This window comes from Nakamurella sp. UYEF19, from assembly GCF_040546275.1.
Classification (GTDB): domain Bacteria; phylum Actinomycetota; class Actinomycetes; order Mycobacteriales; family Nakamurellaceae; genus Nakamurella.
In genome coordinates this window covers 45,930-71,234 of record NZ_JBEPNO010000013.1, presented here as the reverse complement: position 1 = coordinate 71,234, position 25,305 = coordinate 45,930, and the positions used below count along the sequence as shown (strand labels likewise).

The 25,305-nt window shown below is 68.3% G+C and carries 16 protein-coding genes and 1 pseudogene; 7 read left to right on the top strand and 10 right to left on the bottom strand.

Going from position 1 to position 25,305, the window contains the following annotated elements; genetic code table 11:
* Window position 1: 1 nt before the first annotated feature.
* Together ABIB25_RS17630 and ABIB25_RS17625 are read right to left on the bottom strand one after the other, a co-directional pair.
* Window positions 2–8,011: an IPT/TIG domain-containing protein gene (locus ABIB25_RS17630; RefSeq protein ID WP_354529787.1), complete on the bottom strand. Its 8,010-nt coding sequence runs from the start codon at window positions 8,009–8,011 to the stop codon at window positions 2–4.
* Between the two features lie 376 nt (window positions 8,012–8,387).
* Entirely contained in the window at window positions 8,388–11,477 is a 3,090-nt protein-coding gene (locus tag ABIB25_RS17625) for a choice-of-anchor G family protein (RefSeq protein ID WP_354529786.1), read from the bottom strand.
* 1,103 nt (window positions 11,478–12,580) lie between these two features.
* On the opposite strand from ABIB25_RS17625, the gene ABIB25_RS17620 reads away from it, so the two are divergent.
* The 4 genes from ABIB25_RS17620 (at window position 12,581) to ABIB25_RS17605 (ending at window position 16,431) form a co-directional block, all read left to right on the top strand.
* Entirely contained in the window at window positions 12,581–13,948 is a 1,368-nt protein-coding gene (locus ABIB25_RS17620; RefSeq protein ID WP_354529785.1) for a hypothetical protein, read from the top strand.
* 55 nt (window positions 13,949–14,003) lie between these two features.
* On the top strand, window positions 14,004–14,300 hold the full coding sequence (locus tag ABIB25_RS17615) for a twin-arginine translocation signal domain-containing protein (protein ID WP_354529784.1): 297 nt from the start codon (window positions 14,004–14,006) through the stop codon (window positions 14,298–14,300).
* Window positions 14,301–14,351: 51 nt separating this feature from the next.
* Entirely contained in the window at window positions 14,352–15,785 is a 1,434-nt protein-coding gene (locus ABIB25_RS17610) for a DUF4331 domain-containing protein (protein WP_354529783.1), read from the top strand.
* A gap of 118 nt (window positions 15,786–15,903) precedes the next feature.
* Complete coding sequence (locus ABIB25_RS17605; protein ID WP_354529782.1) at window positions 15,904–16,431, top strand: hypothetical protein; 528 nt, start codon at window positions 15,904–15,906, stop codon at window positions 16,429–16,431.
* An 87-nt stretch (window positions 16,432–16,518) separates the two neighbouring features.
* Here the strand turns inward: ABIB25_RS17605 and ABIB25_RS17600 are convergent, their stop codons facing one another.
* Genes ABIB25_RS17600 through ABIB25_RS17590 form a run of 3 tightly spaced genes read right to left on the bottom strand, consistent with a single transcriptional unit; the run spans window position 16,519 to window position 18,334 of the window.
* Complete coding sequence (locus ABIB25_RS17600) at window positions 16,519–16,692, bottom strand: hypothetical protein (RefSeq protein ID WP_354529781.1); 174 nt, start codon at window positions 16,690–16,692, stop codon at window positions 16,519–16,521.
* A gap of 35 nt (window positions 16,693–16,727) precedes the next feature.
* Complete coding sequence (locus ABIB25_RS17595) at window positions 16,728–17,978, bottom strand: RNA polymerase sigma factor (RefSeq protein WP_354529779.1); 1,251 nt, start codon at window positions 17,976–17,978, stop codon at window positions 16,728–16,730.
* On the bottom strand, window positions 17,975–18,334 hold the full coding sequence (locus tag ABIB25_RS17590; protein ID WP_354529778.1) for a YciI family protein: 360 nt from the start codon (window positions 18,332–18,334) through the stop codon (window positions 17,975–17,977). The genes ABIB25_RS17595 and ABIB25_RS17590 overlap by 4 nt, the downstream gene beginning before the upstream one ends.
* 236 nt (window positions 18,335–18,570) lie before the next feature.
* Between ABIB25_RS17590 and ABIB25_RS17585 the strand changes: the two genes are divergently transcribed.
* Window positions 18,571–20,082: an AAA family ATPase gene (locus tag ABIB25_RS17585; RefSeq protein ID WP_354529777.1), complete on the top strand. Its 1,512-nt coding sequence runs from the start codon at window positions 18,571–18,573 to the stop codon at window positions 20,080–20,082.
* 21 nt (window positions 20,083–20,103) lie between these two features.
* Here the strand turns inward: ABIB25_RS17585 and ABIB25_RS17580 are convergent, their stop codons facing one another.
* Window positions 20,104–21,135 carry a hypothetical protein gene (locus ABIB25_RS17580; RefSeq protein WP_354529776.1) on the bottom strand — a complete coding sequence of 344 codons (1,032 nt, stop codon included), beginning with the start codon at window positions 21,133–21,135 and terminating at the stop codon, window positions 20,104–20,106.
* A gap of 379 nt (window positions 21,136–21,514) precedes the next feature.
* On the opposite strand from ABIB25_RS17580, the pseudogene ABIB25_RS17575 reads away from it, so the two are divergent.
* Window positions 21,515–22,398: pseudogene (locus ABIB25_RS17575) on the top strand (alpha/beta fold hydrolase).
* A gap of 27 nt (window positions 22,399–22,425) precedes the next feature.
* Here ABIB25_RS17575 and ABIB25_RS17570 read toward each other — a convergent pair.
* Together ABIB25_RS17570 and ABIB25_RS17565 are read right to left on the bottom strand one after the other, a co-directional pair.
* Entirely contained in the window at window positions 22,426–23,010 is a 585-nt protein-coding gene (locus ABIB25_RS17570; RefSeq protein ID WP_354529775.1) for a DUF6198 family protein, read from the bottom strand.
* A 38-nt stretch (window positions 23,011–23,048) separates the two neighbouring features.
* Window positions 23,049–23,231 (bottom strand): hypothetical protein, encoded by a 183-nt coding sequence (locus ABIB25_RS17565; protein ID WP_354529774.1) that lies wholly within the window; start codon window positions 23,229–23,231, stop codon window positions 23,049–23,051.
* A gap of 134 nt (window positions 23,232–23,365) precedes the next feature.
* On the opposite strand from ABIB25_RS17565, the gene ABIB25_RS17560 reads away from it, so the two are divergent.
* A complete protein-coding gene (locus ABIB25_RS17560; protein ID WP_354529773.1) occupies window positions 23,366–23,596 on the top strand; it encodes a hypothetical protein in 231 nt (76 codons plus the stop codon).
* Between the two features lie 7 nt (window positions 23,597–23,603).
* Here ABIB25_RS17560 and ABIB25_RS17555 read toward each other — a convergent pair whose 3' ends face one another.
* Window positions 23,604–24,887 (bottom strand): RNA polymerase sigma factor, encoded by a 1,284-nt coding sequence (locus ABIB25_RS17555; protein WP_354529772.1) that lies wholly within the window; start codon window positions 24,885–24,887, stop codon window positions 23,604–23,606.
* Window positions 24,884–25,255, bottom strand: a complete 372-nt coding sequence (locus ABIB25_RS17550) for a YciI family protein (protein ID WP_354529771.1) — start codon at window positions 25,253–25,255, stop codon at window positions 24,884–24,886. Before ABIB25_RS17550 ends, ABIB25_RS17555 begins: the two co-directional genes overlap by 4 nt.
* Between the last annotated feature and the right edge of the window lie 50 nt (window positions 25,256–25,305).

Genomic DNA, 25,305 nt, shown 5'->3' with positions numbered 1-25,305 from the left:
GTTACGGCAGTGGGTTGCTGATGAAGTAGCCGGAGACATCGGTGATGAGGTCGACCGTTCCACCGGACCCGTTGAACATCCGCACCTTCCCGTCGCTGCCCAGGGTCGCGAAATCGGCGTTGGGCCTTGCCGTCCTGGGCACGAAGTTGAGGTTGGAGGCCTCTGGTCGATCACCTTGCGGGTAGACGGTGATGTAGCCGTTGCGGACCGGGTGGTCGACGGTGACGTTCATGACGACGGCACCTACTCCGGTGGCGGGGATGCCGTTGCGGCCGAGCATCGTCGGTGCGATGGTGCCGAGCCGCGGTACAGCCCCGTTGAGGTTGATGTTGTTCCGGGTGTCCAGGATGCGGCTGGGGGTGACGGCGACGAATTCTCCGTCGAGGATCGGGATGCCGCCGAGGAAGTACCCGGAGACGTCGGCGATGAGTCGGACGGTACCGCCGGATGTATTCGTGATCAGGACGCTGCCATCGGGCGCCAGCGGGCTGATCACCAGGTTGGCCGCGGTGGTGTTCGCGAGGAAGTTCAGGCTGGACACCTCGGGCCGCGTTCCGGACGGGTACACCGTGACGAACCCGAGCGTCTTGGTCTGGTCGACCGTGACGTTCAGAGACACCGCGGAGACGTTCGTGGCCGGCACCCCGGCCACCCCGGCGACCTGCAGCTTGAGCGTCCCGCCCGCCGCCAGCGGGGTGCTGGTGGGGGTACCGATGCCGTTGTCGGTATCCAGGATGCGGCTGGGCGCGACCGGGTTGTAGGAGCCTGGCGCCACCGTCAGACCGGAGTTGAAGTAGCCCTGGACATCTGCGATGAGATTGGCAGTCCCCGCCGATCCGTTGTAGATGCGGATGTTGCCGTCCGCACCGACCGGCGTTGCCACCAGGTTCGCCACCGTCTGCGCCTTGCCGAAGTTCAGGCTCGAGGTGTTCGGGCGGGTGCCTTCCGGGTAGACCGTGACGAAGCCGGCCTGCTGGGGGTCGGTGGCCGTCACGTTCACGACGACGGTGGCGACGTTCGTCGCGGGGACGTTGCCGCGGCCAAGGACGTGCAGCGTCAAAGTGCCGAACGCCGGGATCGGCGTGGTGGTGCCGGCCGGGATGTTGTTGCGGGTGTCGAGCAGTCGGGCCGGGGTCAGCGGGTGGTAGGTGCCGGCGCCCGGGGTGGTGAGAGGGGTGCAGGTGATCGGGCCACCCAGGATGCGGGGGTAGGCCGTCCCGGAGGCCGGAGCCAGCGTGTAGCCGACCGCGAGCGTGCCATCGGGGACCGGAGCGCTGATCTGGGCGGTGAGGAAACCACCGAGTGCCGGCGTGACGGCGATCGGATCGCCGTACTGGGTGACACCGTCGACCGTGGTCACCGCGAAGTTCGAGGCGACGAGGCCGGTGGCGGTGCCCTCGTCGGCGATCACCGTGACGGTCGCTGCGTTTCCGCCGGTCAGGATGCAGGTGGCGACGGGGATGGTGCCGTAGTAGTAGCCCAGCGACGGCGTGATGACGGTATTACCGACCTTGACCGCCACCGCAACACCGCCGACGGCATGCGCCGGCGCCGTGAAGATCGCCGTGGTGCCGGCCGCGTTGACGATGATGGCCGACGCCGGGATGGCCACGCCGCCGATGGTGATGCCGGTGGCTCCGGGGAGGAAGCCGGTGCCGTTCACCGTGACGCTGTTGCCGCCGGCCGCCGGACCGTTGTTCGGCGTCAGGCTCAGCGCGCTGAGCACGTCGTAGGTGTAGGTGAGAGCAGGAGTGCTGTCCCCACCGTCGGTGGTGACGATGACGTCCACCGGTCCGACCGCGTGGGGCGGCGTGGTGAAGGTCGCGGTGGTGCCGGCGGTGTTCACCGTCACCGCCCCGGCCAGCACCGTGTTGCCGCCGATGGCAACGGTGGTGTCACCCGGGACGAAGCCGGTGCCGGTGATGGTCACCGAGGTGCCGCCGGCGGTCGGGCCGTGGATCGGCGTCAGGCTTGCGGTGGTCGGCGGGCCGTAGGTGAATCGCAGGGCCGGCAGGGTCGTGCCGTCGGGGGTGGTGACGGTGACGGCAACGGCTCCCGGATCGTGGGCCGGGGTGCGGAACGTCACCGTGGTGCCGCTGTTGCTGACGGTTCCGACCCGGTCGATACCACCGATGGTGACGGTGGTGGAGCCGGGAACGAAGCCGGTGCCGGTGATGGTGACCAGGGTGCCGCCGGCTGTCGGTCCGTTGTCCGGCGACAGGTTGAGCGCGGTCGGCGGGTCGTAGACGTAGCCGAGGGCCGGGGTGCTGGTGCCGCCGGCGGTGGTGACGGTGACCAGGACGGAACCGACCGGGTGCACCGGGGTGGTGAAGGTGGCCGAGTTGCCGTCACTGGTCACCGCGACGCTGCCGGCCGGCACGGTGTTGCCGCCGATCGAGACGGTGGTGCCGTTCTGGACGAAGCCGGTCCCGATGATGGTCACCGTGGTGCCGCCGGCCGCCGGTCCGTGGGGCGGGTTGAGCGAGGTCGCCGTCGGCGGCCCGTAGGTGTACTTCAGGGCCGGTGTGGTGGTGCCGTCGGGGGTGGTGACGGTGACAGCGACGGCGCCGGGTGCGTGGGCGGGGGCCGGGAAGGTGGCCATGGTGCCGTTGTTGCTCACCGTCGCGGTGACCGGGAGGCCGTCGATGGTGACGATCGTCTGGCCGGGCACGAAGCCGGTGCCGGTGACGATCACGTCATTGCCACCGGCGATGGGGCCGTGATCCGGCGAGAGCTTGGTGGCGGTGGGCAGGTCGTAGGTGTACGTCAGAGCGGGACCACTGGTGCCGCCGGCCGTGGTGACGGTGACCTGCACCGGCCCGACCGCGTGTTGCGGAGTGGTGAAGGTGGCGGTGGTGCCGGTCGGATCGACGGCGACACCCGTTGCCGGAATGGTGGTTCCGCCGATCGTGACGGTGGTGGCGCCCGCCACGAACCCGGCACCGGTGATGGCGACAGAGGTGCCACCCGCGGCGGGTCCGTGGGTCGGGTCGAGGGTCACTGCGACCGGCGGGCCGTAGACGAAGGTGAGCGCCGGGGTGGTGGTGCCGTCGGGCGTCGTGACGGTGACGTCGACGGGGCCCGGCGCGGCGCCAGGGGGAGTGAGGAAGGTGGCGGTGGTGCCGGCCGCGTTGACCGCGACCAGAGGTGCCGGGACGAGGACTCCGCCAATGGTGACCGTGGTGAGGAGCGGGACGAACCCGGTGCCCGTGATGGTCACGCTCGTGCCGCCGGCCACCGGTCCGCCGGCCAGGTCGAGTCCGGTCGCGGTCGGCAGGTCGTAGGTGTACGGAAGGGCCGGGAGCGTGGTGCCACCGGGGGTGGTGACGGTCACCGAGACGTCGCCGACAGCATGGCGCGGCGTGGTGAAGGTGGCCGTGGTGCCGGCCGGGTTCACCGCGACATTGGCGGCCGCGACAGTGTTCCCACCGATCAGAACGGTGGTGGCGCCTGGGACGAAGCCGGCGCCATTCACGGTGACGGAGGTGCCGCCGGCGGCCGGCCCGTGGGTCGGGCTGAGGCTGGTGGCCGAGGGCGGGTCGTAGGTGTAGGTGAGCCCGGGAGTGCTGGTGCCGCCGGCCGTGGTCGCCGTGACGTTCACTGCGCCGGCCGCGTTGGGCGGGGTGGTGAAGGACGCGGTGGTGCCGTCGGTGCTGACCATGACGTTCGCCGCGACGACCGTCTGGGCGCCGATGGAGACGGCTGTCCCGCCCTGGACGAACCCGGTGCCGGTGATGGTCACCTTCGTGCCGCCCGCTGCCGGTCCGTGGGTCGGATCGAGGCTGGTGGCGGTCGGCGGTCCGTAGGTGAACGTCAGTGCCGGGGCGGTGGTTCCGCTCGGTGTCGTGACGGTGACGCCGACCGCGCCGGGGCCGTCGACGGGGGTGGTGAAGGTGACGGTGGTGCCGTTGTTGGTGACGGTCCCCGGGCGGGAGGTGCCGTCGATGGTGACGGTGGTGTTACCCGGGACGAAGCCGGTGCCGGTGATGGCGACCGAGGTGCCGCCGGTGACCGGTCCGTTGTCCGGGGTGAGGCTGGTCGCCGTCGGCAGGTCGTAGGTGAAGGTCAGTGCCGGGGCGCTGGTGCCACCGGCCGTGACGACGGTGACCGCTGCGGGACCGACGGTGCCACCCGGGGTGGTGAAGGTGGCGGTGGTGCCGGCCGGGTTCACCTGGACGGCGGTGGTCGGGACGGTGCTTCCGCCGATGACGACGCTGGTTGCGTCGACGACGAACCCGGTGCCGGAGATGACGACGGACGTCCCGCCGGCGGCGGGTCCGTGGGTCGGGGTCAGGCTGGTGGCGGTCGGCGGGCCGTAGGTGTAGGTGAGCGCCGGGGTGGTGACGCCGTCGGGGGTGGTGACGGTGACGTCGACGGCGCCGGGGGCGTGGGACGGCGCCGTGAAGGTGGCGGTCGTGCCGTCGCTGCTGACGGTGACATTGCCGGCGGCGACCGTACTGCCGCCGATGGTGATCGTGGTGCTCCCGGCCACGAAACCGGTGCCGGTGATGGCGACGGTGTTGCCACCCGCGACCGGTCCGTGGTCGGGGTCGAGGCTGGTGGCGGTCGGCAGGTCGTAGGTGTAGCCCAGCGGCGCACTCGTTCCGCCGGCAGTCGTCACGGTGACCTGGACCGGGCCGACCGCGTGCCGCGGGGTGGCGAGGGTGGCCGTGGTACCGGCCGGATTGACCGTGACAGCTGTTGCAGGAACCAGGGTTCCGCCGATGGTGACGGTGGTGGCGCCGGGGACGAAGCCGGTGCCGGTGACGACGACCGAGGTGCCGCCGGCGGCCGGGCCGTGGGTCGGGGTGAGGCCGGCGGCCGTCGGCGGGCCGTAGGTGTAGGTCAGCGCCGGGGTGCTGGTGCCGCCCGGCGTCGTGACGGTGACGCCGACTGCGCCAGGGTTGTCGGCCGGCGTGGTGAACGACGCCGTGGTGCCGACCCCGTTGACGGTGACACCGCCGGCGGCGATGATCGTTCCGTCGATGGTGACGGTGGTGGCGCCCGGCACGAAGCCGGTGCCGGTGATGATCACCGTGTCACCGCCCGCGGTGGGGCCGTGGTCGGGGGTGAGACTGGTGGCCGTCGGTGGTCCGTAGACGAAACGCAGAGCGGGCGTGGTGGTTCCGTCCGGCGTGGTGACGGTGACGTTCACCGCGCCCGGGCTGTGGGCGGGCAGTGTGAACGTCGCGATGGTGCCGTTGCCGGTGACCGTGACACCGGTGGCCGGTACGACGTTGCCGCCGATGCTCACCGTGGTGCTGCCGGCCACGAAGCCGGTACCGGTGACGGCGACCTGGATGCCGCCGGCCGACGGGCCGTTGTTCGGGCTGAGACTTGTTGCGGTGGGCAGGTTGTAACTGTAGGTCAACGCCGGGCTACTGGTGCCGTCCGGGGTGGTGACGGTGACGTTCACCGGGCCGGGGTTGTCCGCGGGGGTGGTGAACGTGGCGGTGGTCCCGTTGTTCGTCACGGTCGCCGGAACCGTGGTGCCGTCGATGGTGACGGTGGTGTTGCCGGGGACGAAGCCGGCGCCGGTGATGGCGACCCCGGTGCCACCGGCGGCGGGTCCGTGGTCGGGCGACAGACTGGTGGCCGTCGGCGGGTCGTAGGTGTAGGTCAGGGCCGGGGTGCTGGTGCCACCCGGGGTGGAAACCGTCACCGGGACTGCGCCGACGGCATGGGCCGGGGCCGCGAAGGTGGCGGTGGTGCCGCCGGCAGCGACGGTGACATCACCGGCTGCGACGGTGTTCCCGCCGATGGAGACGGTGGTGGCGCCGGCGACGAAGCCGCTGCCGGTGACGGTGACGGAGGTCCCGCCGGTCGCCGGGCCGTGCGTGGGGCTGAGCGTCGAGGCGATCGGCGGTCCGTAGGTGAAGCCGAGTGCAGGGGTGCTGGTGCCGCCCGGGGTGGTGACCGTGACGCCGACCAGGCCCGGGTCGTGCGCCGGGGTGCGGAACGTGGCGCTGAGCCCGTCGCCTGCGACGCTGACATCGCCGACGGCCACGGTGTTCCCGCCGATCGTCACACTGGTGGCGCCGGGGACCAGACCGGTACCGGTGATGGTCACCAGGGTGCCGCCGGCGGCCGTCCCGTGATCCGGGTTGAGGCTGGCCAGGGTCGGGGCCGCGAGGTAGGTGAAGGTCAGGGCGGGGGTGCTGGTGCCATTCGTGGTGGTGACCGTCACGCTCGTGGCGCCGGCAGCGTGGGCCGGCGTCAGGAAGGTGGCGGTCGTTCCGCCGCCGCCGAGGGTGACATCACCGGCGGCGACGGTGTTCCCGCCGATGGACACGGTGGTGCCGGCGATGAAGCCGTTACCGGTGATGGTGACCGAGGTGCCCCCCGCGACCGGTCCCTGGTTGGGGCTCAGACCCGCCGCGACCGGGGTGGGCGGGGCCAGTGGTCCGTAGGTGAAGGTCAAGGGTGCCGTGGCGCCGCTGGGCGTGGACAGGGTGACGCCGACCGGTCCGGCGGCGTGCGCCGGAGTGGTGAACGAGGCAGTCGTGCCGTCGGCGTTGACGGCGACACTTGCTGGGGGCAAGGTAATTCCGCCGATCACGACGGTGCTGCCCCCGGGCACGAAGTTGGTGCCTATGATGACGACGGGTGTGCCGCCGACGATCGGACCCTGGTTGGGGGCCAGCGAGGTGGCGGTCGGGGCGCCGAGCGGACCGGCGTTCGGTCCGACGGTGGCCGAGGCCAGGGTGACCCGCGCGGTGTTCGCGCCCGGGATGACGCCGATGGACAGGGCGCTCTGGGTGAACGTGCTGGCGGCGTTGGGGGCGGTCGGTTCCACGTTTGCGGTGAGCGACAGCAGCGTGGTGAGGCCGGTGGCGAGCGGGGTGATGACGGTCGAGCCGAGGTTGCCGATCAGGGTCGTGATCGGCGCCGTGACCTGGGCGATGACCGGGTTGAGCACCGGTGCCAGTACCGCCAGGGCGACCGGGACGCCGAGCACCGTGACCGAGATGCCGTTGATGGCGTTGGTGATCGAGGTGATGAGGCCCTGGAGGGCGGTGGTGATGGCCGGCAGCAGCTGCGAGGTGAGCGCGGCGGTGATGTAGGGCAGCAGATCGGTGTTGCGCGGCAACGTGTTCAGGTTCAGTCCGGCCGTGGTGAGCACCTTCGCCACGTCGATGGTGACCACGCCGGTCTGCAGGTTGGCGGTGATCGATCCGTCCGCCGAGGTCACGGTGCCGAGGGCGGTGACCAGGGTGGCCAGGTTGGGCGGAGTGCTGATGGTAGCCAGTGCGCCGACCGCTGGGATCGCCCTGATCAGGCCGGGGAGGGCATTGACCGCCGGCTGCAGGGCGGTGAGCGTGGTGGTCAGGCCGGTGGTGATGCCGGAGACCAGCGGGCTCGTCACGGACAGCGAGAGCGACCCGATCTTGTAGGTGCCACTCTGCGCGCCGGTTGCGGTTTCGGTCGCGGTACCGGCCAGGGCGCCGACGGACAGGGTCCCGGCGGAGACGACTCCATTGAGGGCGGGCACCGTGCCGAGCAGGGACCCGAGGTTCAGGGTGGCATCGGCGGCGGGGACACCGGCGCCGGTGGCAATGGCGCCGCTGGCGTCGATGGCACCGGATGATGCGTATGAGCTGCCGGTCGCGGAGGCGGTGGCGTACTGGCCGACCGCGCCGAGCGTCAGGATCCCGTTGCTGCCCAACAGGTTGACCCCGCCGCCCAGGTTCACGTCGACGGCATTGAGCGCAGTGACGTCCAGGGGGTTGCTGCTGGTGACGGTCGCCGGCGCTCCCACGTTGGTGGCCGAGGCCGGAGCCAGGTTGGCCAGGGCCGAGAGGTTCTGGCTCAGCGCTGTCCCGGACAGGAAGCGGCCTACCGATTGCGAGACGGGAGTCGCAGCTGCCGCGTTGCCGGCGAACAACACCGACCCACCGGCCACCAGGGCTAGCGTGACGACGGCGGCCAGAGCGCGGCGCACCGATTCGCGACCGGTACGGCCCGCCGAAGTGGTGGTTGATACTCCACCCGAGTTTTTGTTCTGCGACATCGGTGCTCCCCGTGATCATCAAAAAGTCGTGTTTGTCCGCCGATGTGAGCATCGGGGAGCCGCGATGACTCACGGTACGACCTGATCCACCTCCTGGGGCAGAGACTTCGCAGCGGGCCTTTCACCCGTGGGGCGAAAAATCAGTTTGAAAGCCGTTGCACTGCAGCACAAATGACGCCGAAAGGTCGATAGTCAAGAATGCTATCGACGTGTTGATCCACTAGATCGGGGTAACAATCCACTCCTACGCTCGAGGGCGGTGACGCAAAGTAGTCGTACACCGCTAGGCGCCTGTGACACGCCAAAGCGCCCCGTCCCGGAGATGACCGGGACGGGGCGCTTCTGTATGGAACGGGTGGGTGAGCCCGCTAACGGGTTACAGCAGCGGGTTCTTGATGAAGTAGCCGGAGACGTCGGTGATGAGGTCCACCGTTCCGCCGGACCCGTTGAACATCCGGACCTTGCCGTCTGCGCCGATGGTGGCGAAGTCGGCGTTGGCCCTGGCGACCTTGGGGACGAAGTTGAGGTTGGAGGCCTCTGGTCGCGTTCCCTGCGGGTAGACGGTGATGTAGCCGTTGCGGACCGGGTGGTCGACGGTGACGTTCATGACGACGGCACCTACTCCGGTGGCGGGAATGCCGTTGCGACCCAACATGGTCGGTGCAATGGTACCCAGCCGCGGCACGGCCCCGTTGAGGTTGATGTTGTTCCGGGTGTCCAGGATGCGGCTGGGGGTGACGGCGACGAATTCTCCGTCGAGGATGGGGATGCCGCCGAGGAAGTAGCCGGAGACGTCGGCGATGAGGCGGACCCCACCACCGGAGGTGTTGGTGATCAGCACGGTGCCGTCAGCGGCGATCGGGGTGATCACCAGGTTGGCGGCGGTGGTGTTGGCCAGGAAGTTCAGGCTAGACACCTCGGGCCGCTGCGCCCCGGAGGGGTAGACGGTGATGAATCCGATGGTGTGGGTCTGGTCGACCGTGACGTTGAGGGCGACGGCCGAGACGTTGCTGGTCGGCACTCCGCCGAAGCCCCCGACCTGCAGCTTGACCGTGCCGTTGGCGGGCACCGGCGTACTGGTCGGAACCCCGATGCGGGCGTTCGTGTCCAGGATGCGGGTGGGATTGAGCCGCACGTAGGAGCCGGGAGCCACGGTGTCACCGGAGCTGAAGTAGCCCTGGACGTCCACCAGCACGTTGGTGGTGCCGCCGGTGCTGTTGTAGATGCGGATCTTTCCGTCCGCGCCCACCGGTGCCACCACGAGGTTGGCCACCGTCTGCGCCTTGCCGTAGTTCAGGCTCGACGTGTTCGGGCGGGTGCCGTCCGGGTAGACCGTGAGGAAGCCGGCCTGCGTCGGATCCGTGGCGGTCAAGTTGATCACGACGGAGGCGACATCGGTGGCGGGAACCCCGCCGCGGCCGAGGATCTGGACGGTGGCGGTGCCCAGCGGACCCACCGGGGTGGTGGTGCCGACCGGGATGTTGTAACGGGTGTCCAGCAGCCGTGCCGGGGTGGGCAGCGGGTGGTAGACGCCGGCCTTCGACTGGGGCGGGGTGATCTGCGTGCAGGGGATCGGCGCACTCAGGATCGGGGTATACGGCGTGCCGGTGGTCGCTGCCAGGGTGTAGGCGACGAACGGCGTGTTGTCCGGGACCGGTGCACTGGTCTGGACGACCAGGAAGCCACCGAGGAGCGGGGTGGTGGCGACCGGGTCCCCGTAGGAGTTGACGCCGTTGGTCGTGGTTACGGTGAACTGCGACGGGACCAGACTGGTGTCGAGGCCGGTGTCGGCCACGACCGTGATGGTCGCGGCGCCGCCGCCGGTCAGGATGCAGGTGGCGACCGGGATGATGCCGTAGTAGTAGCCGAGCGGCGGCGAACTGGTGACTCCGCCGACGGTCACCGTGACGCCGACTCCCCCGGTCGGGTGCGGCGGGGTGAGGAACGTCGCGGTGGTACCCGCGGCGTTGACCGTCACCTGGCTGGCCGGGACGGTGTTCCCGCCGATGGTGACGCTGGTGGCGCCGGGGACGAAGCCGCCACCGGTGATGGTGACGGAGGTTCCGCCGGCCGGAGTGCCGTGATCAGGATCGAGCGACAGGGTGAACAGCCCGGTCAAGCCGTTGGGGCCGACGGTGGCCGAACCGAGGTTGACCGTGGCCACGGTGGACACGCCGCCGACACCGGGTAGTAGGCCGATGGACAGGGCCCGCTCGGTGAAGGTCGGGCCGCTGGGAGCGGTCGGCTGCACGTTGGCCTTGAGCGAGAGCAGTGCGCTCAGGCCGGTGCCCAGCTGCGGGATCAGGGTGGATCCGACGGTGCCGCTGGCGGTCGTGATCGGAGCAGTGACCTGGGTGATGACGCCGTTGAGCACCGGAGTCAGGATTGCGAGCGAAACTGGAATACCCGCCACGGTGGCGGTCACGTTGCCAAGGGAGGCGGTGATCTGGGTGATCAGGCCGGTCAGCGCCGAGGTGATTGCCGGCACCAGTTGGGTGGTGAGCGCATTCAGGATCTTCGGGAGCAGCTGCGTGTTCGGTGGCAGGTTGTTGATGTCGAGACCCGCCGTGATCAGCAGCTTGTTTACGTCGACGGTGATGGCGCCGGTCTGCAGATTCACCGTGATCGACTGGTCAGCGGAGGTCACGGTGGTGAGTCCGGAGGTCAGGGTACCCAGGTTCGGCAGGCCGTTGACGGTAACAAGACCCACGAGCAGGCCGTTGAGCGTCGTCTGGATCCCGTTGACCACCGGCTGGAGGCCGGTCAGCGTGGTGTTGAGCCCTGAGGTCAGGTTGGCGATCAGCGGGCTGGAGAGGTTGAGCTTCAGCGAGGCGATCTTGTAGGTGCCGCTCTGCACACCGGCCGCTGTCTGGTTCGCGGTGCCGGAGACGGCCCCGACATTGAGGGTTCCGGCAGAGATGACGCCGGTCAGTGAACCTGCGCCGGCCAGCGCTGTGAGGTCGAGTTGGGCATCGGCGATTCCGGGGGTGCCAGCGCCGGTGGAGATGGCGCCGTTGTTGTCCAGCGCACCGGAGGCACCGTAGGAACTGCCGTCCGGGGAGGCCTTGGCGTACTGCTCAACGGCTCCGAGGGTCAGAATGCCCTGGTTGCCGAGGAGCGCGATGCCGTTGCCCAACGGAAGGTCGATGGCGTTGAGGACGGTGGCGTCCAGCGGGTGGTCGTTGACGACAGCTGGTCCGCCGGTATTGACGGCGGTCGCAGGTACGAGGGCGGCCACGTTGTCGAGGTTTGTTACCCCGATGGTGCCCGAGAGGAAACGGCCCTGGGACTGGGCCACCGGCGCCTGGACCGCCGCGGCTGTCCCGGCCAGGAATACCGACCCACTGGCGACAAGGCCGAACGTCAGGATGGCGGCCAGGGTTCGACGTCTCGTCCCTGCGCTTTTCACCCCCCCGTGCCGGCTGTGTGGAGCCTTTGTATAAATATTCTCTGTGGACTTCGTCATGGATGCTCCCCTTGATGAGAATGGTGGCCGTTAACGCGGGGTAACCACCCCAACGCTGCGGTCGTGGTCGACCATACAGACGGCGCGGCAGCTGGCAAGTGGGCACCCGTAGCGGATCCGGATCCCGAATCTCGATTTGGCGTGGGCGAGAAAAGTTGTGCTGCAACGCAATGACCAGGCCAACGGTAGATAGAGGAACATGCAATTGACCCGCCCTTCCGGTCGATCCATCACTCTGTGCCGAAGAAGCACTCCCAGGTGGGAAAAGAGTCACGGAACGTGATGGGCAGCCCTGAGTCGCCCTGACCGCGAATAGAGGATGAGGAGCGATACCCGTGTTTGGTTCCGGTAAAACACGTCCGGCAATGTTATTCGCTCGACACCAGAATCGCCGAAGCCGATCCGGTGAATGCGTCAGGTCAATTGCTTGCTGTGTGTCTCGCGGAGAGTGGTTGCTCGGGAGCAGAAGGGTGAAATGCACGCCGTACGTCCTGTGCCGGTCCCGCCGGAGGCACGGAGAGTATCTGGAAGGATGTCCCGAAAGAGGCACGGTCCGCCGAACGATCGGCCCGGTGCCAGGAGGGGCGCCCCCTGGGACTCAGCGGTGGTTCGACCCTCTGAGGACGCATCCAGCCGAGACCCCCGTGTCGGGTTCGCACCCGAACGGTTGACAGGTCGAACGGCCCTTCGAGCGCAACCACCGAGAAAACGTCCGATGGGGAACGGCTGCGGCCGTCGAAAAAGAGGCCCATCGGAACAGCTGTTCCGATGAGCACGGAACGTGAGGATGAAAAGCGAAAGTCGACCCCAGAAGTGCGTTTGGACATGGCAACAACCCGTTCAGCGGAGTCGAAGGTGCGGCTGATGGCCAACTTTCGTAGCACTCCGCCGATCTCGCCGGGCCGCAGATTGCCGAAGGGGTGAATTCACGGACATGTGCGGCAGGACCCCATCTGATCTCCCGCGCACACCGAATGGGTCGTGCACAGGCGCTGTACCGCCCGCCCCGCGCGAGGCCGGAGATCTTTGCGACCTGTGCGACGGATCCACAGATCGGCCAGTACTTCGAATGCACCGCCCCTGCGAACGGAAAAGGGAACTGCGTGAAGCTCAGAACAGTCATGAGTGCGGGAGTAGCGGCGGCGGTGGCGATCTCCATCTCCATCGTCAGCGTGCCGCTCGCGCACGCCGACCTGGTCACCCCCGGGTCGTACAACACGGTGGATGCCACCCGCATCCTGGACACCCGCAGCGGTCTGGGTGCGCCGAAGGTGCCGCTGGCCAAGCTGGCGACGCTCACCTTCAAGGTGACCACCGGGAGCGACGTGCCGGTCTCGGCCGTGGTCCTCAACGTGACGGCGGTCAATCCGACCATGTCGGGATTCCTCACCGTCTACGCCGGCGGCGCCACGCGTCCCCTGGCCTCGAACCTGAATTTCCAGGCGAAACAGAACGTGCCGAACCTGGTCATCACACCGGTGAGCTCCACCGGCACGGTGTCGATCTACAACGGTTCCGGCGGCACCGTCGACGTCCTGGCCGATATCCATGGTTACTACCTGGGCGGAGCCAGCACCGGGGTCGAGGGCACGTTCGTCTCCCTGCCCTCCAAGCGGTTCCTGGACTCCAGGATCGGTGTGGGCGCAGCCAAGAAGAAGGCCGGCCCGCAGTCGGTCACCAAGTTCAAGGTCGCGGGACTGAACGGTGTCCCGACAACCGCTTCCGCCGTGGTCGTCAACGTGACTGCCGTGCACGGCAGTGGTTCCGGCTTCGTGACCGCCTACCCGGGATCGCCCGTTCCGCTGGCGTCCACACTCAACTACCTGCCGAACCAGGATCGGGCAAACCTGGCCCTGATGGAGATCGGCACCGACGGCACGATCTCGCTGTTCAACGGATCGAACACGCCGGTTGATCTCCTCGCGGACGTCACCGGTTACTTCGTCGGCGGCACCCCCGCCACCGACGGCACGTTCATCCCCAGCACCCCGTTCCGTGTCTTCGACAGCCGGGGCACCGGTGGCCGTCCCGCCGGAGCGCTGACCATCAGCAAGATCCCGATCTTCCCGGCGAACGACCCGACCTTCAGCGTCTTCAAGGCAGTGGTCGTCAACGTCACCGCCGTCCAGCCGCAGGCTTCGGGCTTCCTGACGACCTGGGAGGGAAACACCCAGCTCCCGTCGGTGTCCAGCTCCAACTTCCAGCCGAAGCAGGACGTAGCCGGATCGATCATCCTCCCGGTCAACACCGACGGGACCATCTCGATCTACAACGGCTCCTACGGCAACGTCGACTACGTCGTCGACGTCACGGGGTTCTTCTTCACCCTGCCGACCGCCAACGTCGTTGCCGGCCGAAGTGCGGCCAAGATGGCGGCACCCGCTGCCCGGATTGCCGCGGCTCTGAACAAGTTGCAGCAGATCAGCATGCACCCTGCGGCGAAAGCCGTCTCGGTCTCCACCACCCGCTAGCTCAGTTGTGGGGCCGGCACCACCGCCGGCCCCTCAGTTCTCACCCGGAGGAACCATGAACAGCTCCAACCGCAGGACCTTCATCAAGGCAGCAGGGGCCGGCGCAGCGGCCGTCGGTGCCGTTGCGCTCGTCCCGTCTGCCACCGGATCGCTGGCCGAGGGCAAGGCCGTGACGGCCGCAGTGCCGTCAGCGGTGCTGCCGGCCGCAGCCAAGGGCGCGATGGTCGCCTACATCCACGACGTGTCCACCGGTGAGGTGTCGGTGATGGTCGAGGGTCACGAGGTCACGGTGACCGATCACCAGCTGGTCGCCAAGATCGCGCACGCCCTGCACTCCAGCAACAAGGCCTGACGAACACCTTCCCCTGCTTGCCCTGGCTTGCCCTGATACGAAAGGCTTCGAATGTCTTCACACCGCGAGGCGCCGGAAATCTCCAAGGATCCGACGGCCGACAACACCGATGTCTATGCTTTCGTCGATCCGGCCGACCCCACCAAGGTCAACCTGATCGCAAACTTCAACCCGTTCGAGATCCCCTACGGTGGACCAAACTTCAGTGAATTCGCCGACGACGTCGTGTACACCATCAACATCAGCAACACCGGCAATGGTCTGCCGGACATCAGCTACCAGTTCAAGTTCAAGACCGTCATCCGCAATCCCGCAACGTTCCTCTACAACACCGGCCCGATCACCAGCATCACCAGTACCGCCTGGAACCGCCCGCAGACTTTCTCCGTCACCAAGGTCGTCCGGGCGGCCAACGGCAGCCTGACCTCGACGGTGCTGGGCAGCAACCTGCTGGTCCCGCCCTGCAACGTGGGCGCGCGGAGCACGCCCAACTACGCTGCGACCTACGAGACGGCCGCGGTCCAGGCCCTCGGGACGGGCCGGAAGGTCTTCGCCGGCCAGAGGTCGGATCCGTTCTTCGTCGACCTCGGCAGCATCTTCGACCTGGCCGGTCTGCGGGCGCTCAACCAGGCGCATCTCATCAAGCTGCCCGTCGTGGCGGCGATGAACGGTCTGCAGGGCATGAACGTGCACACCATCGCGCTGCAGGTGCCGAAGACGGAGTTGACCGTCGGGGGAACCAATCCGACCAGCCCGACAGCGAGCAGTTCGGTGATCGGCGTGTGGTCCTCGACCTTCCGGTCGCGCGGGCGGCTGTTCGACTCCTCGACCGGCACTTACAAGGCGTTCGGCGACGCGGTCCAGGTCTCCCGCCTGGGCAACCCGCTCTTCAACGAGGTCATCAACCCGATGGCGGTCAAGGACAAGTGGAATTCGCTGCCGCCGTCGGCCGACTCGCAGTACGCCCAGTACGTCAACACGTCCGAGCTGGCCGGGCTGCTCCCGGTGCTGTACCCGGGCGCGTTCCCGAACCTGGACGCCTTCAACAAGTCCAATCCGGCCAAGCCGAGAACCGACCTGAACGCCATTCTGCTGACCGGCATTCCCGCCTCTGTGCTGGGTGGTGCCTTCACCACCTACCAGAACGGGACCCCTGCGGACATGTTGCGTCTCAACATGGCGGTTCCGCCAACGCCGTTCGCCAGCGCGAACAAGCTCGGAGTGCTCTACGGCGACGTCGCCGGCTTCCCCAACGGCCGTCGACCGCTCGATGACGTCACCACCATCGAACTGCGTGCCGTCGCCGGCCTGACGATCCCGCTGACGTACCCGACCTACCAGGTGGACACGATCGTCAAACCGCCGAGTGACGCGGTCCGCGACGGCACAAGCAACACGAACGCGCCGCTGCCCACCAAGTTCCCGTACGTTGCCACTCCGGCGAGTGGCTATGCGACCAAGCCACCGGTGCCGGCCACCGGCTGACCGCACCTCGGGCGTGATCGTCCGATCCGTTGCACCCTGCAGGGCCCCGGCGCATGATGGCCGGGGCCCTGCAGGCCGTTCGCACCACCTCGTGCACCAACGACCCGAAGGAACAGCAATGGCCACCGAAGAGAACCCGAACGCGGGACAGGGTGCGGTCGTGCTCGACATCGGCGGCGATGTCGGCGCCCTGATCGTCGAGATGCCGGCTCACATGGAGGATCTCGAGGTCGAGATCATCCCAACCGGTACCGACGCCCGGCCGGCCGTCGAGCACGACGCGCACCAGCACGGCACCGACGGCCAGTCGCACGACCACGCTCGTGACACGCACTCGCAAGACCACGCTCATGAGCACGACCACGCTCTCGAGGACAACCACGCTCATGAGCACGACCACACTCATGAAGACCATGCGCACGACCACGACCATCCGCATTCGCACGAGGCCGGCGCCCCGCCGCACGTCGCCGTGGTGGCTCGGCCGACCCCGGATGGCGCCACCATCTACTCGCTCGTCTACGAGATCGCCGAGGGCACCTACGATCTCTACGTCCGGCCGCATGGGCCCATCCGCCTGACGGCCACCGTCACCGGCGGCGAGGTCACGCAGGAGCGCTGGCCGGATTGGGAATCCTCCCACTGAGGTCCGGCCGACGAGGCGCCCCCGTCCGGCTTCCGCCCGGACGTCGCCGCATCGTCCGTCAACCGGCTGGGCGCAAGCCCGGTGCGGTCAGTCGGGGAGCGGATCGTCGAGGCCGCGTTGGTAGCGGTGACCGTTGCTGCACACCGGAGGGGTGATCGGCACCAGTCCGCTGTCGCCCATGCTTCGCTCGACCTCGTACTGCTGGGTCATCGGAGCGCCGCACACCGGGCAGGGTGTCCGGAGTTCGCGAATGCTGTTCATGCCGAACCTCTCTCAGGGCGATCGGATCATCGGGATCAACGGCGGGGCAGTTGATCCAGCCGCATCTGGAGATAGGCCCGTTCGGCGGTGTTGGTGACCAGATCGATCCCCCGACGATAGGCCTCCGCGGCTTCGGCGTTGCGGTCGAGGCGGCGGAGCAGGTCGGCGCGGGAGGCGTGCCAGGGGTGGTAACCCTCCAGCATCAGGGTGTCCACGAGCTTCAGAGCTGCAGCGGCGCCGCGGATCTCGCCGACGGCAATGGCCCGGTTGAGCGCGACGATCGGGTGGGGGGTCAGAGCGAGCAACTGGTCGTAGAGCGCCAGGATCTGCCGCCAGTCGGTGTCGTCGGAGGTCGCGGCATCGGTATGCACGGCATTGACGGCGGCCAGTAGCTGGTAGGGCCCGGGTGCGTTGCGGCGTAAGCAGGCTCGCACCAGGAGGTGTCCTTCGGCGATCAGGTCGCTGTCCCACCGGGCGCGGTCCTGATCGGGCAGCGGCACCAGCATCCCCTCGTTCACCCTGGTCGACCGGCGGGCGTCGATCAGCAGCATCAGCCCGAGCAGGCCGACTGCTTCCGGTTCGTCCGGCATCACCTCGACCAGGACGCGCGCCAGCCGGATCGCCTCGGAGCTCAGATCGTGCCGGAGCGGAGTCTCCGGGCTGCTGGACAGATAGCCCTCGTTGAAGATCAGGTACAGAGCCGCCAGCACAGCGGGCACGCGGGCCGGCAACTCGTGGTCGGCCGGTACCCGGTACGGGATCCTGGCGGCGGCGATCTTCTTCTTGGCGCGTGTGATCCGTTGCGCCATCGTCGTTTCCGACACCAGGAACCCGGCTGCGATCTCCCCGGTGGTGAGTCCACCGAGCAACCTCAATGTCAGTGCCACCCTGGCGTCGACGGCCAGCGCCGGATGGCAGCACGTGAAGATCAGGCGAAGACGGTCGTCGGCCACGGCACCCGCCGGTTCGGGTTCGTCGACCTCCGTCGGGATCATGCTCATCGCCTCGCGCTGTCGGGTGACACGGGTCGACTCGCGTCGGAGGCGGTCGATTGCGCGATTGCGTGCTGTGGTGGTCAGCCAGGCTCCAGGATTGGGTGGCACACCGTCGGTGGGCCACCGCTGGACCGCCGCGACGAAGGCCTCCTGGGCCGCGTCCTCGGCGAGGTCGATGCTGCCGAACACGCGGATCAGGGTGGCCACGACGCGACCGTGCTCCGCCCGGAAGATCTGCGCCAGATCGCCGGCGGTCGTCAGGCGGGGCGGGGTGCCCGCGGGTGGGGTCACGCGCCTTGGAACGGGCGCACCTCGACCGGAGCCATGCAGGCCTCCGAGGCGCGGCGGGCCCAGTCCAGCGCGACATCCAGATCGTCGACGTCGATGATCCAGAATCCGCCGAGGTGTTCCTTGGACTCCGTGAAAGGACCGTCGGTGACCAGGGTCTGACCGTCGGAGACGGACACGACGGTGGAGGTGGTCGGTGGATGCAGCCCACCCGCGAAGACCCACGCGCCAGAAGCGGTCAGGTCCGCATTGAACCCGTCGACCTGCTGGTAGGCCTTCAGCATCTCGGGCGTCACCTCGGCATCGACGTCAGGGTGGTCGCCTTCGGCGTTGTGAACGGACAGCAGGTACTCGGTCATGGTGGTTCCTCTCGGTGGGATGCAGTCGTGGTGGCGGCAGTGCGGCTGCGGCCGGCGGGCGAGGTGGCCACGATGCTTTCACGGCAGTCCGGCCGCCTCACACCCTGTCTACGAACGCACCGCCGCCGATACGACAGACCCTCGAGAAAATTCGGCGGAGGGAGCGTCCGCCGGTGGCCCGGATGGATCGCCGGCGCTATGTTTCGTTCCATGTGCAACGAGGGCAAGGCCCACTCATGACGGGGGCGTCGCCCGACGATGCGAGGGAATTCGCGGCCGCTTTCCGGTCGTTCCTGAATTGGGTGCACGCGCAGGACGAGGGCGGCACCCGCAACGAGGTGGTCGCCCTCGTCGCGGACTTCCTCGGTCCGGACGGTCTTGCCTTCTCCGTGCTCACCCGTGGCCTGCCGGTCTTCGAGCACGTCAACCTGCAGACTGCGCTGGACTCCTGGTCCGTTCACCCGAGCCGGTCCGTGGCGGTGCACGGCGTCACCATCCCACCGCATTTCGGCTCGGTCGGACTGCAGCAACTCTTGATGGGAGAGGGGATTCCGCCGCTACGGTTGTCGGCGCCCCCGCTGGTCGACCTACCCAACGGTCCCGGATCGACCCTGGCCTGCCTCCTGCGGGCGGTGCTCCTGGTGACCGATGAGCGCGGTCGCTACGTGGTGATGGTGGCCGGACCGTCGGAGCACGAGCAGAGCCTTTCGGTGGAGGTCGCCGGCCTCGCGGTGCAGGACGCCCAGTCGGTGCTCGCCGAGTTGGACACCCTCCGCTCGACCCTCAACGTGTATCGCGGCCACGTCCTGGATGTGTCCGGCACCCCGATGGGCGGCGTGGCGCTCGCCTTCGCCGACGTCCCGGCGACCAGACGGGAGGACGTGGTCCTGCCCGCCGCCGTCCTGGCCAGGGTGGAACGTCATGCCCTGGGCGTCTCCACCCACCGCGCGGAGCTGCTCGCTGCGGGCCAGCACCTCAAGCGGGGGCTGTTGCTGTACGGTCCGCCGGGGACCGGCAAAACCCACACGACGCGCTACCTCGTCGGCCAGATGTCCGGCTACACCAGGCTTCTGCTGACCGGTCGGGCCCTGCACGCCGTCGGATCGGCAGCCGAACTCGCACGGGACCTGCAGCCGGCGGTGATGGTCCTGGAGGACGTCGACCTGGTCGCGGAGGACCGCAGCTTCGGTCCGGGGTCGAGCCCGGTGCTGTTCGACCTGCTGGACGCCATGGACGGAGCTGCGCCGGATGCGGATCTGCTGTTCCTCTTGACCACCAACCGATCCGACCTGCTCGAGCCGGCTCTGGCCGCCCGACCGGGACGCGTCGACGTGGCCGTCGAGATCGGGCTGCCGGATTCGGACGCCCGGCGTCGCCTGCTCGCGTTGTACGGGCGAGCTGTGCCGCTCCGGTTGTCGGAGACCGAGGTCGACGAGATCGTCGCCAGGGCCGAGGGTGTCACCGCCTCGTTCCTCAAGGAGCTGCTCCGTCGGTCGGTACTCGAGTCCCTGCACGAAGTCTCACCCCTGGGGTCGGTCGAGGTCCGCCACGTCTCCGCGGCCCTCGACGATCTGCTGGACAGCACCCAGCAGGTCACCCGGAGCCTGCTCGGTGTCGGCAACGATCCGTCGGAGCTGCCGCCCGGCGGGGGGCTCGGACCCGGTACGTCAGGTGCCTGGACCGCCTACACGGCCATGACCGGGGCGCCGATGAGCGTGAGCATGCGGTCACGGCACTTTCGGCCGTGACCACTTTGTCGGACCCGGCCGTCAGTGCTGACGGCGGGGCCGGCGACCGATCCGGCGGGTGATCAGGAGGGTGCCGGCTCCCAGCATGACGAGCAGGGCACCGAAGGAGGCCATGCTCTGCGCCGGGGTGCCGGTGGAGGCCAGATCGACCTCTGAGGTGATGGTGGTGATGCCACCCGCCGACGCAGACGTCAGGGTCACGGTGGTGAGGGTTGGGGTGTCGGATCCGGTCGAGGAGCTCGATCCGCTGGAGGCTTCGGCGCCGGAGGTGGCCGGGATCGCCGTGTCGGTGGCAGTCACCGTGGTGACGACCGTGGTCACGGTGACGCCAGCGACGAGGATGTTCTGAGTGGCGGTCTTACCGCTGCTGACGCCTTGCAGGGACAACGTGTGGGCGCCGGCGGCCGTGCCGGTCGGAATGGTGAACGACCCGAAGACCAACCCGACCTGCGGGTCTGCGACGACGGTGGCCAGGACCAGAGGGTCGCTGTGCAGAACGATCTGGACCTTCTCGCCAGGCTTGAATCCTTCACCCAGAACGTCGTAGGACGTGCCGGTCGTCAGAGTGGGCAGGTTCGAATCGGGAAAGTCCAGCAGCAGGATCTGCGGAGTGGAATTCGGGTTGTAGTCGACGTGCAGTGTGACCGGGTTGTAGCTGATCGACCAGCTGTATCCGTCGCAGACGGCTCCGAATTGGAAGTCCCCGGCGACGTAGTCGGGCACCGGCAGAGCCAGCGACCAGGTTCCGTCCGCCTTGGGCGTGGTGGTGAGGTCACCGTTGTCGGCCATCGGATCTACGCGGGCCTTCGTCTCGACGACGGGCTCGTCGACCACCGTGATGGTGACGATGGGCACCGAGCCCTTGGGATCGCCGGGTCGGGCCAGGCAACCGGTTCCACTGAAGGTGACGGTGTTACCCCCGACCACCGGATTCGGGCTGACGGTGAAAGTCGGCCCGGGCAACGGTGCCGCCGCGGCCGCGCCCACTCCGAAGGAGATCATCGGGAGGGCGACGAGGGCGACCGTCGACACGAACTTGTGGAGCCGGTTCATCTGCATTTCCTCCGGTGTCGCGATGGAGTGTCCCGACAGGGCGGTAGCAGACCGGAGGACCGGTCCGCTTGTCCCCCTTGCGACCCACGAATGAGGCCACCGTAAGGCCCAGGGTTCCGGATGTCAAAGACGTGTGAGGTGAACGGCGTTGTCGGGTCTGGTGACCGACGATGCACTGGGCCGCAGCATGTTTGTCCGCTCTCGTTCGCCGTCCGATCCTGGGCGACGACGGACGACCCCCGATCAGCGGAAAGTCCCCGATCAATACCGGCGAGACGCGACGTGTCGGCATCCGGACCGGGCCGCCGGCGATGTGATGCACGAGCCGGTCGGGTGAGGGCCATCGGGTGTGGTTCTGTCGAATCGTACAGTCACCTGAATGTTGACCACCGCGCCGATCGACGGATTCCGGCTTGCCGATGACCGCCTCGGTGACAGCCGTGGCGGTGGCCAAGCGGTGGTGCTGCTGCACGGCTGGCCCGGAGACCGAACCGACTATCGTGAGCTAGCAGGGCTTCTGGCGGACACGTTCGACGTCATCGTGCCGGACCTCCGTGGATTCGGCGCCTCCGACAAGCACCGGGTCGACCCGGCCGAGGGCTACAGCGCCGTCGCGCACGCCCGCAGCGTGGTGGGACTCGTCGACGAACTCGACCTCCGCCGTCCGGTGATCGCCGGCTACGACATCGGGAGCCGCATCGCCCAGGCCGTCGCCCGCGACCACCCGGATGTCGTCGGATCACTGATGGTCTCGCCGCCGCTGCCGGGCATCGGGGACCGTATCCTGGGCCCCCCGTCGCAGCCCGAGTTCTGGTATCAGGGGTTTCAACGGCTGCCGCTGTCCGACGAACTCATCGACGGAAACCGGGACGCCGTGCGGAACTACCTCCGGCACTTCTGGAATCATTGGTCCGGCCCTGACTTCACCGTCTCGGCAGACGATCTCGAGCAGCTGGTGGACAACTACTGCGTGCCGGGCGCCTTCACCTCCTCGGTGGCCTGGTACCGGGCCGGCGCCGGGGCCATCGCGGTATCCCTGGCCGAGATACCCCCGGCACCAGAGGATCGCATCGTCACGCCCACGACAGTGCTGTGGCCCGAGCATGATCCGCTCTTCCCCGGGCCTGGTCCGACCGTCTCCAGGAGTTCTTCGTGGACGTGACGCTGGAACTCGTCGACGGCGTCGGGCACTTCACGCCGGTCGAGGCTCCCGAGCAGTTCGCCGCCGCCGTCCGCTTCGCCGCCCGTCGGGCGAACGGCTGAGAGCACTGACGCGAGATGCGTGAAGCCTCAGGCAGGTGCAACGGCGAAGAGGCGGACCCGGCGCCTCAGCAGGTCGACCACGGGTCCCAGCGCGATCACCACCAGGATCGTGCCCGGACCGACCGCTGCGCCGAGAATCCACCCGATCAGGGCCCCCAGGCCCTGGAACACGCTGTAGCTCCAGCGGAACGGCACCGGCGGATCCCAGGCCAGGGATAGCGATTCCGAGGGTCCGACACCCATGTTGCTGCCCAGGTAGCCAGCGACGCCGACCGCGACGACGACGAAGGCCACCAGGAACATCAGTGCCCTCGTCTGGAGACTGTGTGGTGGCACCAGGATGTCGAGACAGACGTTCACCACGTACCCGGTCACCAGCGGCTGGACGACGGTGCCGACCGCCGGGCGCTTGCCCTTGGCCCAGGCGAGCATGACGAGAACCAGTCCGATGGCGATGTTGACCACGACGAACGGGACTCCGGTGGTGAGCGACAGGCCGTTGATCAGGGTCGAGTACCCGTCGGACCCCAACGAGGGGACGAGCAGCAGAGCGACTCCCACGCCGAGCAGAGCGCAGGACACGACCAGCTGGACAACCCGGCGCCACCACACGGGTTCGAGTGTGTCAGAGGATCAACGGCGAACGGCCCTCATCGACCGGCCGCGATGTCGATCGCAGCCTGGGTCATCTCGCTGCGGAGGTACGCCTCGTCGCCGGGTCGGGCTCGGGGCCGGACGGTGAGCGCCCCGCCGGGTGGTCGGCGCAGAGTGTGCGTGCCTGATTCGTCATCCGCCGATGCGGACGGCGTGGAAGTGGACATCGTCGAAGTCATCGTCGACTCCTCTGTACTGGTGTGGCAAGAGCGCAACCGTTGAACGGCCGCCCATCAGCAGTCGCTGGATTCTCAACAACTGCCCTACCGGAACATCTTTACACCCCCTGAGGATCCGGGCGAGGTCCAGACGGGTGAGGACCGACCTGTCGATCCGGTCGGCCGACCTGATCACGGCCGATCCGGTCACGGCCGATCCGGTCACGGCAGATCCGATCACCGAGGAGATGGACCGCCTGCAGCTCCCTCTCGTACAGGACGCCGGGTACCAGATCGTCGGGAAGCCGGCCGACCGCGGTGCTCATCCGGTCGAGCAGGACCGGGGCGTTCCTCACGGCACCGAGAAGTTGGGCATACCAACGTAGATCGTCATCAGAGGAGGTGGTCGGGTGTCCGATGGCCAGGGCTGTCCGCGTCTGCCGAACGGGCGATCCGCGCCAGCAGGTACTGGCGCTCGGCCAGGTTGAGAGTGCTCCGGGCGGCGAGCGAATACTGCTCCCGAGCTTCGGTGGCGCGGCCCGCGAGATCCAGCAGGTGCGCCCGGACCGAGGCGATTCTCTCCAGCCCACCCAAGCCGGATTCAGCCTGCTGCAACGCTTCCAGCCCGATACCAGGTCCGAAAACCATGGCCAGCGCGACAATTCGGTTGAGCGCCACCACCGGACCGGGCACGAAGGTGACGAGAATGTCGTAGAGGCCGAGGATCTGCGCCCAGTCGGTGCTTCGGGCGTCGGTGGCCTCGCCGTGGACGGCGGCGATCGCCGCCTGCACCTGGTACTGGCCCATCGTGGAGTGGGGGAGCGTCGCGGTCAGCAATGCCGTGCCCTCGGTCAGAGCGGCACGGTCCCAACGGGTTCGGTCCTGTTCCGTCAGCGGAACCAGGGAGCCTGCTGTGGTCGTCCTGGCCGGCCGGCGGGCGTCGGTGAGCAGCATCAGGGCAAGGAGTCCGGCCACCTCGCCCTCGTGGGGCAATCGGGTGCGTAGTTGACGGGTGAGGCGGATGGCCTCGGTGCTGAGCTCGATCCGGTGCAATCGCTCGCCGGTACTTGCGGTGTACCCCTCGTTGAAGACGAGGTAGAGCACGCGCAGCACCACCGCCAGGCGGGCGGGTTGCTCGTCGGGATCCGGCATCGCGAATCGGATCCCGCTGGCGCGGATCCGCGCCTTGGCGCGGCTGATCCGTTGGGCCACAGTCGATTCCGGAACGAGGAGGGCCTTCGCGATCTCGGAGGTGGTCAGGCCGCCGACCGCGCGCAGGGTCAGGGCCACCTGCGACACCGGCGTCAGAGCCGGATGGCAGCACAGGAAGAAGAGGGTGAGCGAGTCGTCGGCCTCCGGCGATCCGTCATTCGCGCCGCCGGCGCCTCCGTCGGGTCCGATCCGTTCGGCCGCGGCCCGATCCTCCCGGCGCCGTCGGGCCGACTCGCTCCGCCAGGTCTCGATCCACCGGCGGGACGCGGCTGTGATCAGCCAGCCCTGGGGGCTGTCCGGGATCCCGTCGACCGGCCATTGGAGGGCCGCTGCCAGCAGCGCCTCCTGGACAGCGTCCTCGCAGACGTCGAAACCCCGGTAGCGGCGGGCGATGACGGCCAGCACCGGCGACGCCAGTTCGCGGAGCAGGTCCTCGATGCGGCGCTGCGGATCCGGCCCGGTCACCCGTCGATCACGCTCCGGTCGAAGACCGGACGCACCTCGACGTGGTTGAAGGCCGCGTCCGGCACCCTGGCGGCAATGCCGATCGCCTCGTCGATATCGGCGCAATCCACGAGGTAGAAGCCGGCCAGGTGTTCCTTCACCTCGGCGTAGGGACCATCCGTAGCGGCGACGACACCGTCGCGGACCGTCACCTGCTTCGCCGTCTCGACCGGCGCCAGCCCCTCCGAGGTCACCAGGTACCCGGAATCGAGCAAAGAATCGGTGAGCGCGAAGTGGGCGCGGCCGAACTGCTCCTTCTCGACGTCGGTCAGGGTGTCCCAGTGTGCGAGCGAGGTCGGGTTGCTCTGCACCATGATCAGAAACTTCACGGCTCTGTCCTCCAATGGTTGGTCGACATCGTGTCACCGGGGTGTCGAAA

Excerpts from the sequence above, each read along its gene's own strand:
- ABIB25_RS17630 (WP_354529787.1), bottom strand. The coding sequence starts at position 8,011 with ATGTCGCAGAACAAAAACTCGGGTGGAGTATCAACCACCACTTCGGCG.
- ABIB25_RS17625 (WP_354529786.1), bottom strand. The coding sequence starts at position 11,477 with ATGACGAAGTCCACAGAGAATATTTATACAAAGGCTCCACACAGCCGG.
- ABIB25_RS17615 (WP_354529784.1), top strand. The coding sequence starts at position 14,004 with ATGAACAGCTCCAACCGCAGGACCTTCATCAAGGCAGCAGGGGCCGGC.
- ABIB25_RS17610 (WP_354529783.1), top strand. The coding sequence starts at position 14,352 with ATGTCTTCACACCGCGAGGCGCCGGAAATCTCCAAGGATCCGACGGCC.
- ABIB25_RS17605 (WP_354529782.1), top strand. The coding sequence starts at position 15,904 with ATGGCCACCGAAGAGAACCCGAACGCGGGACAGGGTGCGGTCGTGCTC.
- ABIB25_RS17600 (WP_354529781.1), bottom strand. The coding sequence starts at position 16,692 with ATGAACAGCATTCGCGAACTCCGGACACCCTGCCCGGTGTGCGGCGCT.
- ABIB25_RS17590 (WP_354529778.1), bottom strand. The coding sequence starts at position 18,334 with ATGACCGAGTACCTGCTGTCCGTTCACAACGCCGAAGGCGACCACCCT.
- ABIB25_RS17585 (WP_354529777.1), top strand. The coding sequence starts at position 18,571 with ATGACGGGGGCGTCGCCCGACGATGCGAGGGAATTCGCGGCCGCTTTC.
- ABIB25_RS17580 (WP_354529776.1), bottom strand. The coding sequence starts at position 21,135 with ATGAACCGGCTCCACAAGTTCGTGTCGACGGTCGCCCTCGTCGCCCTC.
- ABIB25_RS17565 (WP_354529774.1), bottom strand. The coding sequence starts at position 23,231 with ATGACTTCGACGATGTCCACTTCCACGCCGTCCGCATCGGCGGATGAC.